The organism is Actinomyces sp. SKVG-SVH-4(1), from assembly GCF_048514265.1.
Classification (GTDB): Bacteria; Actinomycetota; Actinomycetes; order Actinomycetales; family Actinomycetaceae; genus Actinomyces; species Actinomyces oris.
In genome coordinates this window covers 251056-263561 of the sequence record NZ_JBGEVE010000002.1, presented here as the reverse complement: position 1 = coordinate 263561, position 12506 = coordinate 251056, and the positions used below count along the sequence as shown (strand labels likewise).

At 68.2% G+C, this 12506-nt stretch carries 8 protein-coding genes and 4 tRNA genes; 9 read left to right on the top strand and 3 right to left on the bottom strand.

Annotated elements, in window-relative coordinates:
• Positions 1-6 precede the first annotated feature (6 nt).
• Positions 7-2631 carry a DUF2339 domain-containing protein gene (locus tag AB7V09_RS03085; RefSeq protein WP_419142889.1) on the bottom strand — a complete coding sequence of 875 codons (2625 nt, stop codon included), beginning with the start codon at positions 2629-2631 and terminating at the stop codon, positions 7-9.
• Between the two features lie 206 nt (positions 2632-2837).
• Here AB7V09_RS03085 and AB7V09_RS03080 point away from each other — a divergent pair, with 206 nt between their 5' ends.
• Positions 2838-4214, top strand: a complete 1377-nt coding sequence (locus tag AB7V09_RS03080) for a UTP--glucose-1-phosphate uridylyltransferase (RefSeq protein ID WP_419142888.1) — start codon at positions 2838-2840, stop codon at positions 4212-4214.
• A 153-nt stretch (positions 4215-4367) separates the two neighbouring features.
• On the opposite strand, the gene AB7V09_RS03075 is transcribed toward AB7V09_RS03080, so the two are convergent.
• Positions 4368-4440: transfer RNA gene (locus AB7V09_RS03075), tRNA-Val, on the bottom strand.
• A gap of 150 nt (positions 4441-4590) precedes the next feature.
• Here AB7V09_RS03075 and AB7V09_RS03070 point away from each other — a divergent pair.
• The 6 genes from AB7V09_RS03070 to AB7V09_RS03045 all read left to right on the top strand — a co-directional run bounded on the left by AB7V09_RS03070 (position 4591) and on the right by AB7V09_RS03045 (position 8966).
• Positions 4591-4663: transfer RNA gene (locus AB7V09_RS03070), tRNA-Gly, on the top strand.
• 36 nt (positions 4664-4699) lie between these two features.
• Positions 4700-4770: transfer RNA gene (locus AB7V09_RS03065), tRNA-Cys, on the top strand.
• 1 nt (position 4771) lies between these two features.
• Positions 4772-4846 (top strand) — tRNA-Val (locus AB7V09_RS03060).
• A 123-nt stretch (positions 4847-4969) separates the two neighbouring features.
• A complete protein-coding gene (gene uvrC / locus AB7V09_RS03055) occupies positions 4970-7126 on the top strand; it encodes an excinuclease ABC subunit UvrC (RefSeq protein WP_419142887.1) in 2157 nt (718 codons plus the stop codon).
• A gap of 50 nt (positions 7127-7176) precedes the next feature.
• Entirely contained in the window at positions 7177-7389 is a 213-nt protein-coding gene (locus AB7V09_RS03050) for a TOBE domain-containing protein (protein ID WP_003780741.1), read from the top strand.
• A 119-nt stretch (positions 7390-7508) separates the two neighbouring features.
• Positions 7509-8966 (top strand): glycoside hydrolase family 1 protein, encoded by a 1458-nt coding sequence (locus tag AB7V09_RS03045; protein ID WP_419142886.1) that lies wholly within the window; start codon positions 7509-7511, stop codon positions 8964-8966.
• A 34-nt stretch (positions 8967-9000) separates the two neighbouring features.
• Here AB7V09_RS03045 and purT read toward each other — a convergent pair whose 3' ends face one another.
• Positions 9001-10287, bottom strand: coding sequence for a formate-dependent phosphoribosylglycinamide formyltransferase (gene purT / locus AB7V09_RS03040; RefSeq protein WP_419142885.1), 1287 nt, complete (start codon positions 10285-10287; stop codon positions 9001-9003).
• Positions 10288-10407: 120 nt separating this feature from the next.
• On the opposite strand from purT, the gene rapZ reads away from it, so the two are divergent.
• Together rapZ and AB7V09_RS03030 are read left to right on the top strand one after the other, a co-directional pair.
• Entirely contained in the window at positions 10408-11382 is a 975-nt protein-coding gene (rapZ, locus tag AB7V09_RS03035) for an RNase adapter RapZ (protein ID WP_060957942.1), read from the top strand.
• Positions 11383-11385: 3 nt separating this feature from the next.
• The gene (locus AB7V09_RS03030; protein WP_419142884.1) at positions 11386-12396 is read left to right on the top strand and encodes a gluconeogenesis factor YvcK family protein; all 1011 of its coding nucleotides are present in this window, start codon (positions 11386-11388) and stop codon (positions 12394-12396) included.
• The last annotated feature ends 110 nt before the right edge of the window (positions 12397-12506 follow it).

The window sequence follows — 12506 nt, the reverse complement described above, 5'->3', positions numbered from 1 at the left end:
CCGCCCTCAGAAGCTCCCGGGCCCCATGGGGGCCTGGTTGCTCTCGCGACGCTGCTCCTGCGCGAAGCGGTTGTAGAGCAGGGAGAGGACGAAGCAGACGACGCCCGCGGCCGCCAGTGAGATGACTCGAATGATCGAGTTCTGCGAGGCCACGTCCATAACAGCGAGCTTGAGCACGGACAGGAGCACCAAGGTCAGGCCGTAGTGGCGCAGGATCGTCAGGCGTGCCCTGAAGCCGAACACGATGCAGGCTCCGCCCGTCAGCAGGACCAGCACCGACATGAGGACTGAGCCCGGGCCGACGTCGGTGGCCACCATCACGGAGATCCACATGAGCAACGAGTTTCCGATCGCAAGACTCAGACACACTTCCGCGTGCCGCCGCCAGGGAAGCAGGAGCCACGTGGCGCTGGCTCCCAGCCCCAGGGCGACGGCGACCAGTAGCAGCATCCAGGCCGTTGAGGACGCGGCATCAGCCCACGACAGCGTCACCAGTGCCAGCACGGCGGCCATCACCGAGACGATCCAGGATGGTGCCGGTGCTCCCGTCTGCCTCCCTGAAGGGTCGGGCAGGGCCTCGCCGTGGGGCCCCACCCGGTAACGGGCTCCTCGGCACTGGCCACTGAGCACTCGCAGAGGCGTGGCACCGGGTGAGACCGTCCCCAGTGCGATGAGCGCGATAGCCACCAGGCCCGGAACCATGCGCAGCGCCTCCCAAGCACCCCGGTTGTTCTCCACAAGGCCGGTTCCCAGGAACGGAACGAGGACGGTCATGTTGAAGGCGACTGCCGCCAGAGCCACCCGCAGCGCCTGCACCCGTGGCTGAACGCGTGAAGGCGCGGCATACGGAGCCGGGACCGCAGAGCTGCGGGCCACTCGGTCACCGAGTCCCTCGGCCACGCACACCATGAGCGCAGAGATCACCACGGAGATGATGAGCGACCAGGAGTCGCTGCGGGAGTAGACAGATCCCGGGGGCACGAGAATCGGCACCGTTCCGAGCAGGGCCAGGATCGGGGCCGGCTCCACTCGTGCGTTCAGGATGGCCGGAATGAGGCACAGCATCGCAGCCACGATGACGAAGAGATGGACTCGAGGATCACCCACAACCGCCATTCCGGCCAAGGCGAGGGGGAAGAACGCGGCCTCGTGCCCGATCGCCATGGCACGGCGCCAACCAGCGGGGCAGTAGCCCGGGAGTATCGCGAGCGCCGCCGCGGCCAGCAGGAGGAGCTCGAGGAGATAGGTGATGACGACGACGGTATGTGCCAGGTGGAGGGCCATCTGCCCCGTCAACAGGTTGATGAACCCCACCATGAGCACCGCCGCGGTCAGGCCCCAGTCCCAGCCCGAGGTCTTGATGCCGATGCTCCACAGTCGTGTGCTTGCGTGCATCGTCTGAGACACCAGCAGCGCGCACAGGATGAGAGTGATGCTGGTACCGCCGACGGTGGAAACACGCAGCATCGGCTGGATCGGTGCGGCGATGAGGGCGGTCGCCGTCGCCACCATCGATGTCACCGGATACCAGGCGGCCGACGTCATCCGTCTGGTGTTGCGCGACAGGGCGGTGCAGGTCAGCGCCAGCACCGTGACGTGGATACCGATCATCAACCATGTGATGAGCGCGGCCTGTGGCTGGCGTGACACGTGGCTGACTGCGAACCCGATGGTCACCAGAGCGCCGAGGGTGGAGACGACCGCGGTGAACAGCACCCGTGTCATGTGCGACACGGCCAGGAGTACGAGGCCCCAGCAGGCCATGAGGATCAGCGCGGGCTCCGGACGGAGCATCCCTCCGAGAAGAACGGCCCCCACGATGGCGACGAAACCGAGCCCCCCGCCAGTTCCCGTGATCGTCGCGGCGGCGACACGGTGCCGGGGATGAGTGAGGCCCAGCCGAGCCCCGGCTGCTGTCATTGTGACCGCGATGAGTGCCAGTCCCAGGATCTTGACGGGGTTGGGAATGTAGTCCCAGACGAGAGCCAGCAGACTGACCCCGGCGGACAGGACGAGCACAGCTGCGGCACCGGAGAGCAGATAGCGTCCGAGGTTGCCCTCCCGCATCGCCCGCTGAGCCCAGCCCGGGACCGCCTGGGCCTCAGCGCCGAGTGCCTGACCGGCGCCGGCCGGACCCACCTGATTGGCCGCCTGCATATGAGGGGCGTTGCCCGCTACGGGGGCATACTGCATCGGAGCCGGGCCCGCCTGGGACGCGAAGGATCGCGCGGGCTCCACGGGGACGGGGGCCTGGTAGTGCTGGGCCTGCGGCGCCTCAGTCTGGGAGGCTCGGGGAGCGTCAGCGGCCGGGGTCGTCGTGGGGTGGGCGTTCCTGTCCTCCGGGAGGGACTCGTTGACCGGGGCCTGAACGGGGGACTCGTTGAGACGCTGCCAGGAGCGCTCCGAGGCAGACCTCGTCTGCGGGGCGATCGAGGGCGGAGCCGTCTCCGGACGGGAGGGGCTGTCGCTCCTCGCTGTGGCGGGGGAGTCGCTGCTCTCCTGCGTCGAGGCGGCGGAGGAGTAGGTCAGCCAGGTGACGCGCTCGGCGAGCCAGTCGATCTTCCTCTCAATGAGATCCAGCCGCTGCAGGACCAGGGCGACATTCGGGCCGACAGTTGGCGGCATGGACATGACGGTTCTCCTCGTCACTCGGTGCTCGGCGGTGAGCACGTGTCACTCAACCGGTTCATCTGAGAGTAAGGGGAGTCGTCGATGGCGTGAAGGGGGTACAAGTGCCCTGTGGATAACTCGAGAGGAGGGAGAGAACCAATCCTTCAAGAACGAACAGAGTCGAACAAAGTTCCACAAGAACGGTCAGGCTGGGATAGGCTTGCATCATGAGCGAGAACGGACTCACTTCAGCCCAGCACAAGATGCGCGACGCCGGTGTCGCAGAGCAGGCCATCACGGTTTTCACCCATTACTACCAGTCCCTGGAGGCGGGGGCCACAGGGCTCATTCCCGAGGAGACCATCGAGCCCCTCACGCAGATCGACTCCCTGGCTGACGTCGAGGTCAGCGAGGAGCAGGCCCGCGAGGCGCTGAGCAGGACGGTCCTCATCCGGCTCAACGGGGGACTGGGCACCTCGATGGGCCTGGATCGCGCCAAGTCCCTCCTGCCGGTCCGTGATGGCAAGACCTTCCTGGACCTGCTGGTCGATCAGGTCCTGGCGGCACGTCGGCGTTATGGTGTGAGCCTGCCGCTGATCCTCATGAACTCCTTCCGCACCCGGGAGGACTCCCTTGAAGTGCTGGCCCGGCACCCCGAGATCCAGGTCGACGGCCTGCCCCTGGACTTCCTGCAGAACCGCGAGCCCAAGCTGCGCGCCGACGATCTGACTCCCGTGGAATGGGAGGCCGACCCTGAGCTCGAGTGGTGTCCTCCGGGCCACGGCGACATCTACACCGCCCTGCTCGCCTCCGGGCTGCTGGACGCCCTGCTGGACAAGGGTTACCGATACGCCATGACCGCCAACTCCGACAACCTCGGTGCGGCGCCCTCGGCCAGGATCGCCGGCTGGTTCGCCGCCTCCGGCGCCCCCTACGCCCCGGAGATGTGCCGGCGCACGCCGGCCGACGTCAAGGGCGGCCACCTGGCGGTGCGCAAGGGCGACGGGCGCATCATCCTGCGCGACACGGCGCAGACCCCCGAGGATCAGATGCACTACTTCACCGACCAGTTCCGCCACCCCTTCTTCCACACGAACAACCTCTGGTTCGACCTCAAGGTGCTGCGTGACACCCTCGCCGATCGGGGCGGGATCCTCGGGCTTCCACTCATCAGGAACAGCAAGACGGTGGACCCCGCCGACTCCTCCTCGACGCCTGTCATCCAGCTCGAGACGGCCATGGGTGCCGCCGTTGAGGCCTTCGAGGGAGCCACCGCCATCGAGGTGCCGCGCTCCCGCTTCCTGCCGGTCAAGACCACCAACGACCTGCTGCTGGTGCGCTCGGACGTCTATGAGGTCGACGACGACGGACTGCTGCAGATGGTCCCGGACCAGGCCTGCACCGTGAGTCTCGACCCGCGCTTCTACAAGAAGATCCAGGACTTCGAGGCTCGGTTCCCGAACGGCGTCCCCTCCATCAAGGACGCGCAGTCGCTGACGGTGGAGGGCGACTGGACCTTCGGTGCCGACGTCGTCGCCACCGGTGAGGCGCACGTGGAGGCGGAGGGCTCACCCGGACGGATCGCCGACGGCACCCGGATCTGAATGAGCAGGTGGTCGCGGCCCCGCCGGTCGCGGCCGGTCGCTACGCGGTGGCGCCGGACAGTCAGTCATGAGGTCCGGCGCCACCGCGCGTAGCGGGAACGAAAAACGCTTGCCCTCCCAGAGGAGGGCAAGCGTGAGGGAACTGCTATCCGGTGGGCGATACTGGAATCGAACCAGTGACCTCCTCGGTGTGAACGAGGCGCTCTAACCCCTGAGCCAATCGCCCGGTGCGGCGCCAACCATAGCCAGCCGGGTGCCTCCGGAGCAAACGGCTGCCCGGTGAGGTGAATCACCGCGGTGCCATTTGCCTGCCACTGCGATCCTGGTGCTATGGTTTTCCAGCACCGAGCGGTTCGGACGAACCGTGAGGATTCATGCGGATGTGGCTCAGTTGGTAGAGCATCACCTTGCCAAGGTGAGGGTCGCGGGTTCGAGTCCCGTCATCCGCTCCGAGGAGCCGGGAGCGCCCAGCCCCAGCATCTCATGGTGGGTTGGCCGAGAGGTTAGGCACCGGCCTGCAAAGCCGTTTACACCGGTTCGAATCCGGTACCCACCTCGGGCGATTGGCGCAGCGGGAGCGCGCTTCCCTGACACGGAAGAGGTCACTGGTTCGATCCCAGTATCGCCCACCACCATGACGAGGACCCGAGCCCTACCGGCTCGGGTCCTTCGTTGTTACCGGGCTAGAGGCACCGGCGGCCGGCTGCCGGGCCGCGGGTCGTGGACGAGGATGATAGGCGTCTACGCTTGCGGGCATGGCCGACCCCTCGACGTACCGTCCTGCACCGGGCGAGATCCCCACGTCCCCGGGGGTCTACCGGTTCCTGGACGGGCAGGGACGGGTCATCTACGTCGGCAAGGCCAAGAACCTGCGTCAGCGCCTGTCCAACTACTTCCAGGACCTCGCCGCACTGCACCCGCGCACCCAGAAGATGGTCACCACCGCATGCGCGGTGGAATGGACGGTCGTGTCCACCGAGGTGGAGTCCCTGGCCCTGGAGTACTCCTGGATCAAGGAGTTCAACCCCCGTTTCAACGTCATGTACAAGGACGACAAGTCCTACCCCTACCTGGCGGTGACGATGGGGGAGACCTACCCCCGCGTCCAGGTGGTCCGGGGAGCCCGCAAACCGGGAACCCGCTACTTCGGTCCCTTCGTCCAGGCCTGGTCCATCCGCGAGACCGTCGAGCAGCTGCTACGGGTGTTCCCGGTGCGTTCCTGCTCGGCCGGCGTCTTCCGCCGTGCCCAGGCCTCGGGGCGTCCCTGCCTGCTGGGGTACATCGACAAGTGCTCGGCCCCCTGCGTGGGCCGCATCAGCCCGCAGGACCATCGGGCGCTGGCTGAGGACTTCTGCGCCTTCATGGCCGGTCGCACCGGCCCCTACCTGCGCCAGGTCGAGGCTGAGATGAAGGCGGCGGCTGCCGCCCTCGACTTCGAGAAGGCCGCCCGCCTGCGTGACGACGCCGCCGCACTGCGCAAGGTCATCGAGGGCAACGCCGTTGTCCTTCCCGACGCGACCGATGCCGACGTCTTCGCCCTGGTCCGCGACGAGCTCGAGGCCGCCGTCCAGGTCTTCCACGTCCGCGGCGGCCGGGTGCGAGGGCAGCGCGGCTGGGTCGTGGACCTCATCGACGACGCCGGGGACGCCGAGCTCATCGAGCGCCTCCTCGAACAGGTCTACGCCTCCCTCGTTGATCCGGCCGACGCCGGCGCCGTCCACCACAGTGGTGCCCCCACCGCCTCGGGCACCACCACATCCGTCGGGGTGGGGGACCGTGCCCCCTCCAGCCCCCAGCCCCGCAGCGTCCCCCACGGTTCCAACGGTGACGCCTCCCGGCGCAAGGGAGAGTCGGCGGCCACGAGCGTCGACGACGTCGCCCATACGGCCACCACGGCGGTGCCCAAGGAGATCCTGGTTCCCGAGCTGCCCAGCAACGCCGCCACCGTGCGCACCTGGTTGTCCGGCCTGCGCGGAGCGAAGGTCGACCTGCGCGTCCCACAGCGCGGCGACAAGGCCGCCCTCATGGATACGGTGCGCAGGAACGCGCAGGAGGCTCTGCGGCTGCACAAGACCCGGAGGGCGGGAGATCTCACCCAGCGCGCCCTTGCCCTTGATGAGCTCGCCGAGGCCCTCGATCTGCCCGAGGCGCCCCTGCGCGTCGAGTGCTACGACATCTCCCACACCCAGGGCACCTACCAGGTGGGCTCGATGGTCGTCTTCGAGGACGGTGCGCCGCGCAAGTCCGACTACCGACGCTTCACCGTGCGCGGCCAGGACGGCAGCGGCGCGGCCGACGACACCGCCGCCATGCACGAGGTCCTCACCCGCCGGTTCAAACGCCTCATCGCCGAGCAGGGGCGCGGTGAGGCCGCTGCCCTGGCGGCGCAGGAGATCGAGGACGTCGAGGGCATCGCCGTCGTCTCCGGGCCCATCGATCCTGAGACCGGCAAGGCCCGGCGCTTCTCGTACGCGCCCGGACTGGTTGTCGTCGACGGCGGTTTGCCGCAGGTCAATGCCGCACGCACCGTCCTCGACGAGCTCGGCATCGACGTGCCGCTCATCGGCCTGGCCAAGCGTCTGGAGGAGGTGTGGGTGCCGGGGGAGGAGTTCCCCGTCATCCTGCCGCGCACGTCGCCCGCCCTCTACCTGCTTCAGCACCTGCGCGACGAGTCCCACCGCTTCGCCATCACCCACCACCGCAAGAAGCGCTCGGCCGGCATGACCCGCTCCGTCCTGGATGGTATCCCCGGCCTGGGACCGGCGCGTCAGGCGGCCCTCCTGCGGGAGTTCGGCTCAGTCACGCGCATCCGGCAGGCCGACGTGGATGACATCACCCGAGTCAAGGGCATCGGACCGGCTCTGGCGGGTACGATTCTGGCTCACCTCAATAGTCCAGACACTGACCAGTAGTGCGATTCCGTGACGTGCTGGACTGACGCCAACTCGAAAGGACACCCCGTATGAGGATCTCCGCCCGCAACCAGCTGCCCGGCACCGTCGTCTCCATCGAGAAGGGCGCCGTCAACGGCGTCGTCAAGATCGAGGTCGCCCCCGGCGTCATCATCACCTCCTCCATCACCAACGCGGCCATCGAGGAGCTCGAGCTGGCAGAGGGCAAGAAGGCGGTTGCCGTCGTCAAGGCCTCCTCCGTCATGGTGGGCCTCCAGGACTGAGGACGGACGCCGCCATGAGGCGCAGGTAGGCCTCCGTCAGCGCGATCTGATCGTGGCGGTCACTGGCCCGGAACCTTCTGAAACCTGCACCTGACAGAACACACGGAGGATGAGGAGCAATGACCACACCATCGCCCGCCCCTGATCTGCGCTTCCCCGGCGGCTTCCTGTGGGGCGGAGCCACCGCCGCCAACCAGATCGAGGGCGCCTACAACGAGGACGGCAAGGGCCTGTCCGTTCAGGACGTCATGCCCCGGGGCATCCTGGCCCCGCCCACCCAGGCCCCCACACCCGACAACCTCAAGCTTGAGGCCATCGACTTCTACCACCGCTACGCCGAGGACATCGCCCTGCTGGCGGAGATGGGCTTCAAGGTCTTCCGCTTCTCCATCGCCTGGAGCCGTATCTTCCCGCTCGGTGACGAGACCGAGCCCAACGAGGAGGGGCTCGCCTTCTACGACCGGGTCCTCGACGAGCTCGAGAAGCACGGCATCGAGCCGCTGGTCACCATCAGCCACTACGAGACCCCGCTCCACCTGGCCCGCACCTATGACGGCTGGACCGACCGCCGCCTCATCGGCTTCTTCTTGCGCTACGCCCGCACCCTGTTCGAGCGATACGGCAAGCGGGTCAGGTACTGGCTCACCTTCAACGAGATCAACTCCGTCCTCCACGAGCCCTTCCTGTCCGGCGGCATCGCCACCCCCAAGGACAGGCTCAGCGAGCAGGACCTCTACCAGGCCATCCACCACGAGCTCGTCGCCTCCGCGGCCGCCACGAGGATCGCCCACGAGGTCAACCCCGACATCCAGGTCGGCTGCATGATCCTGGCCGTGCCCACCTACCCGCTGACCCCCGATCCCCGAGACGTCTGGGCCGCCAAGCAGGCCGAGCGCGCCAACTACGCCTTCGGGGACCTCCACGTGCGCGGCGAGTACCCCGGCTACCTGCTGCGTTCCCTGCGAGACAAGGGCATCAAGCTGGAGATCACCGAGGAGGACCGCGCGCTGCTGCGGGAGCACACCGTCGACTTCGTCTCCTTCTCCTACTACATGTCCGTGTGCGAGACCGTTACCCAGCCGGCCGAGGCCGGCCGGGGCAACCTCATGGGCGGCGTGTCCAACCCGACTCTCGAGGCCTCCGAGTGGGGGTGGCAGATCGACCCGACGGGCCTGCGCACCATCCTCAACGACTACTGGGACCGCTGGGGCAAGCCCCTGTTCATCGTCGAGAACGGGCTGGGAGCCAAAGACGTCCTGGTGGAGGGCCCCGACGGTCCCACGGTTGAGGACGACTATCGCATCGCCTACATGAACGACCACCTGGTCCAGGTCGCCGAGGCCATCGCCGACGGCGTCGAGGTCCTGGGCTACGCCTCCTGGGGCTGTATCGACCTGGTCTCGGCCTCCACCGCCCAGATGTCCAAGCGCTACGGCTTCATCTACGTGGACCGCGACGACGACGGCAACGGCACCCTGGCCCGCTACCGCAAGAAGTCCTTCGGCTGGTACCGCGACGCCATCGCCTCCAACGGCGCCTGCCTCATTCCCTCGCCACAGAATGCGGCACAGGGGTAGCCGCTGAGACGGTGCGGCGCCCGGGCGATCTGACTCAGACGCTGGGATGGATCGCCTGGGCGGCGGACCGCGCCCGATCTCGGGCGACCTGCACGTCGTCGGCGTAGGCCACGACAACGCCCAGACGCCGCCCCGGGTGGGCCTCAGGCTTACCGAAGAGCCGCAGATCCACCCCCTCCTGAGCGAGCGCCTCATCAAGACCGGCGAAGCGCACGCCCTCACCCGGTGCGGACTCTCCCGTCGCCTTGATAGTCACCGAGGCGCCGGGGGAGCGCAGCGAGGTATCCACGGGCAGACCCAGCAGGGCGCGGGCGTGCAGCTCGAACTCGCTCAGGCGCTGGCTCGCCAGTGTCACCAGGCCGGTGTCATGGGGGCGCGGGGAGACCTCGGAGAAGAGAACCTCCTCCCCGCAGATGAACAGCTCCACCCCGAACAGGCCCCAGCCGCCCAGCGCCGCGGTCACGCGCTCGGCCACCTGCTGGGCCCGTTCCAGGGCCACCGGGCTCAGGGGCTGCGGCTGCCAGGACTCCACATAGTCCCCATCGACCTGCCGGTGCCCGATCGGCTCGCAGAAGCTCGTCACCGTCTCCCCGGTGCCGGGATGACGCCAGCGCACCGTGAGCAGCGTGATCTCGGTGTCGAAACGCACGAATCCCTCCACGATGACCCGGCCTCGGTCCACCCTGCCGTCGGCCGCCGCGTAGCGCCAGGCCGCCTCCAGGTCCTGCGGCCCGCGCACCACGGACTGGCCGTGCCCCGATGAGGACATGACCGGTTTGACCACGCACGGAAAGCCCACTTGCTGAGCACCCGCGCGCAGCTCATCCAAGGACGAGGCGAAGGTGTAGGGACTGGTCGCCAGCCCCAGCTCCTCAGCCGCTAGGCGTCGGATGCCCTCACGATTCATCGTCAGCTGCACTGCACGGGCGGTCGGTACCACCTGCACCTCGCCGGCGCTCTCCAGCGCCGCCAGGGCGTCGGTGGCCAGCGCCTCGATCTCCGGGATCACGACGGCGGCACCGCTGGCGCGGATGGCGGCCGTCAGCGCCTCGGGGTCGCTCATGTCCACCGTCATGGCGTTGTGCGCCACCTGCTGGGCCGGAGCCCCCTCATAGCGGTCGATCGCCGTGACCTCCACCCCCAGGCGGGTCAGAGCGATCGCCACCTCCTTGCCGATCTCACCGGCGCCCAGCAGCGCCACCTTCGTCGCGGAGCTGGTCCAGGGCGTACCCAGCACCGGGGCGGTGGGCCGACGCATCGGCGTCTCCTGGGGCGTGCACTGGCATGAGGGAGTCTGGTCGGACATGGGGGAGGAGCTCATGGGGCCTCCTGGTGTCTGGCGCCGGGAACCGGCGGCAGTGAGTACTGGCAACGGTGAAACGCTACCGGTAAACCGGCGTCGGCGATGGGCGGAGCGAGCTGGGCATGCGATGCTTGGTGCATGCATGACGAGCGCCGCCCTCAGTCCTCCTCCGGCAAGCGCCAGCGGCTTCAGGACACGGTTCCCATTGAGATCCCCGCCCTCGATGAGGCGACTCCTCCGGTTCCCCCGGCGGAACGCCCCGAGATGATTATTGTCACGGGTATGTCCGGGGCGGGGCGCTCGCGCGCGGCCAACGCGCTGGAGGACCTCGACTGGTACGTCGTGGACAACCTGCCGCCCCAGCTGCTGCCGGCTCTGTCGGGAATGATGACGACGGTCGGCGCCGGTGTGCACCGGCTGGCCGCGGTGGTCGATGTGCGCAGTCGCGAGTTCTTCTCCCACTTCATGGACTATCTGCGCAAGGTCCGCAACAACGGCACCGACGTGAGGCTCATCTTCCTGGATGCCTCCGACGCCGTGCTGGTCAGACGCTTTGAGTCCTCTCGCCGACCCCACCCGTTGCAGGGCAGCGGCTCCGTCCTGGACGGGATTGAGCACGAGCGCACTCTCCTGGGGGGCTTGCGGGGCGTGGCCGACAGCGTCATCGACACCTCCAACTACTCCGTCCACGACCTCGCCCGGCGGGTGCGCGAGCTCGTGGCGCACGAGTCCGACCTGGCCCTGCGTATCAACGTCATGTCCTTCGGGTTCAAGTACGGCATTCCCCTGGACGCCGACCACGTCCTGGACGTGCGCTTCATCCCCAACCCCTACTGGGTCTCCGAGCTGCGCCACCTCACCGGACGTGACGCACCGGTGGCCGACTACGTCTTCGCCCAGAAGGGAGCTGCTGCCTTCGTCGACGGGTACGCCGACCTGCTCATCCCCGCGCTCCCGCAGTACGTCGATGAGCTCAAGCCCCACGTCACCCTGGCTGTGGGCTGCACCGGTGGCAAGCACCGTTCCGTGGCCTCGGCGGAGCGGCTCGGGGCCAGGTTGAGGCGCGGGGGCTTCGAGGTCGTTGTCCAGCACCGCGATCTGGGACGGGAGTAGGCAGTGGGAACCACGATCGATGCGGCGGGCTGGCCCCGCCGCGGTGAGGAGGGACCCGCCGTCGTCGCCCTGGGAGGCGGGCACGGACTGTCCGCCACGCTGCGGGCGCTGCGCCACGTCACCCACCGGCTCACCGCCGTCGTCACCGTCGCCGACGACGGAGGCTCCTCGGGACGCCTGCGCCGAGAGTTCGACTGTCTGCCGCCAGGAGACCTGAGAATGGCGCTGGCATCGCTCTGCGAGGACTCCGAGTGGGGCCTGACCTGGCGAGACGTGCTCCAGCACCGCTTCGAGGGGCAGGGCGAGCTCGACAATCACGCCCTGGGGAACCTGCTCATCCTGGCGCTGTGGCAGCTGCTGGGGGACGAGGTTGCCGGGCTCGACTGGGTGGGGCGCCTGCTGACGATCCACGGCCGCGTCGTTCCCATGTCCTCCTCACCCCTGGTCATTGAAGCCGACATCGTCTCCGGGGGGAGTCGACGCCGGGTCAGTGGTCAGGTGGCAGTGGCCTCGGCCCGCGGACGTCTGGAGAACGTGGGGATGGTTCCTCAGGACGCCGAGGCCCATCCCGAGGCGCTGCGCGCCATCGATGAGGCCGAATGGGTGGTCCTGGGGCCCGGCTCCTGGTACACCTCGGTGCTCCCGCACCTCATCCTGCCGTCCATGCGCCGCGCGCTGGTGAACACCTCGGCCCGCAAGGTCGTGGTCCTCAACCTCTCCGCTCAGCAGGGCGAGACCGACGGGATGACCAGTGCCGATCATCTTCGGGTCCTGAGCCAGTACGCGCCCGACCTGCGCCTGGACGTGGTGCTGGCCGACCCCTCCACCGTTGAGGACGTCGAGGATCTTGCAGTGGTGGCCGCCGCCATGGGGGCCACCGTCGTCCTGCGCCAGGTGCGCACCGGCGAGGCCCTGTGCCACCACGATCCGCTTCGCCTGGCAGCCGCCTTCCGGGACGCCTTCGAGGGGGCTCTGGGGGACGTCACCGATCTCAGTGGACGTGATGACATGTGATGCTGGACTCATTGAAGAGTCCCGCTGTGCATGATCGTTCATAATTCTCGGCGGCCGCTTCCAGCCGGCTGCCGGGTGCTGCGGCTAAAAATTCTCCATTGATACGCCTC

Bases quoted from the DNA above. Each gene is read 5' to 3' on its own strand.
- AB7V09_RS03085 (WP_419142889.1), bottom strand. From the start codon at position 2,631: ATGTCCATGCCGCCAACTGTCGGCCCGAATGTCGCCCTGGTCCTGCAG.
- AB7V09_RS03080 (WP_419142888.1), top strand. From the start codon at position 2,838: ATGAGCGAGAACGGACTCACTTCAGCCCAGCACAAGATGCGCGACGCC.
- uvrC (WP_419142887.1), top strand. From the start codon at position 4,970: ATGGCCGACCCCTCGACGTACCGTCCTGCACCGGGCGAGATCCCCACG.
- AB7V09_RS03050 (WP_003780741.1), top strand. From the start codon at position 7,177: ATGAGGATCTCCGCCCGCAACCAGCTGCCCGGCACCGTCGTCTCCATC.
- AB7V09_RS03045 (WP_419142886.1), top strand. From the start codon at position 7,509: ATGACCACACCATCGCCCGCCCCTGATCTGCGCTTCCCCGGCGGCTTC.
- purT (WP_419142885.1), bottom strand. From the start codon at position 10,287: ATGAGCTCCTCCCCCATGTCCGACCAGACTCCCTCATGCCAGTGCACG.
- rapZ (WP_060957942.1), top strand. From the start codon at position 10,408: ATGCATGACGAGCGCCGCCCTCAGTCCTCCTCCGGCAAGCGCCAGCGG.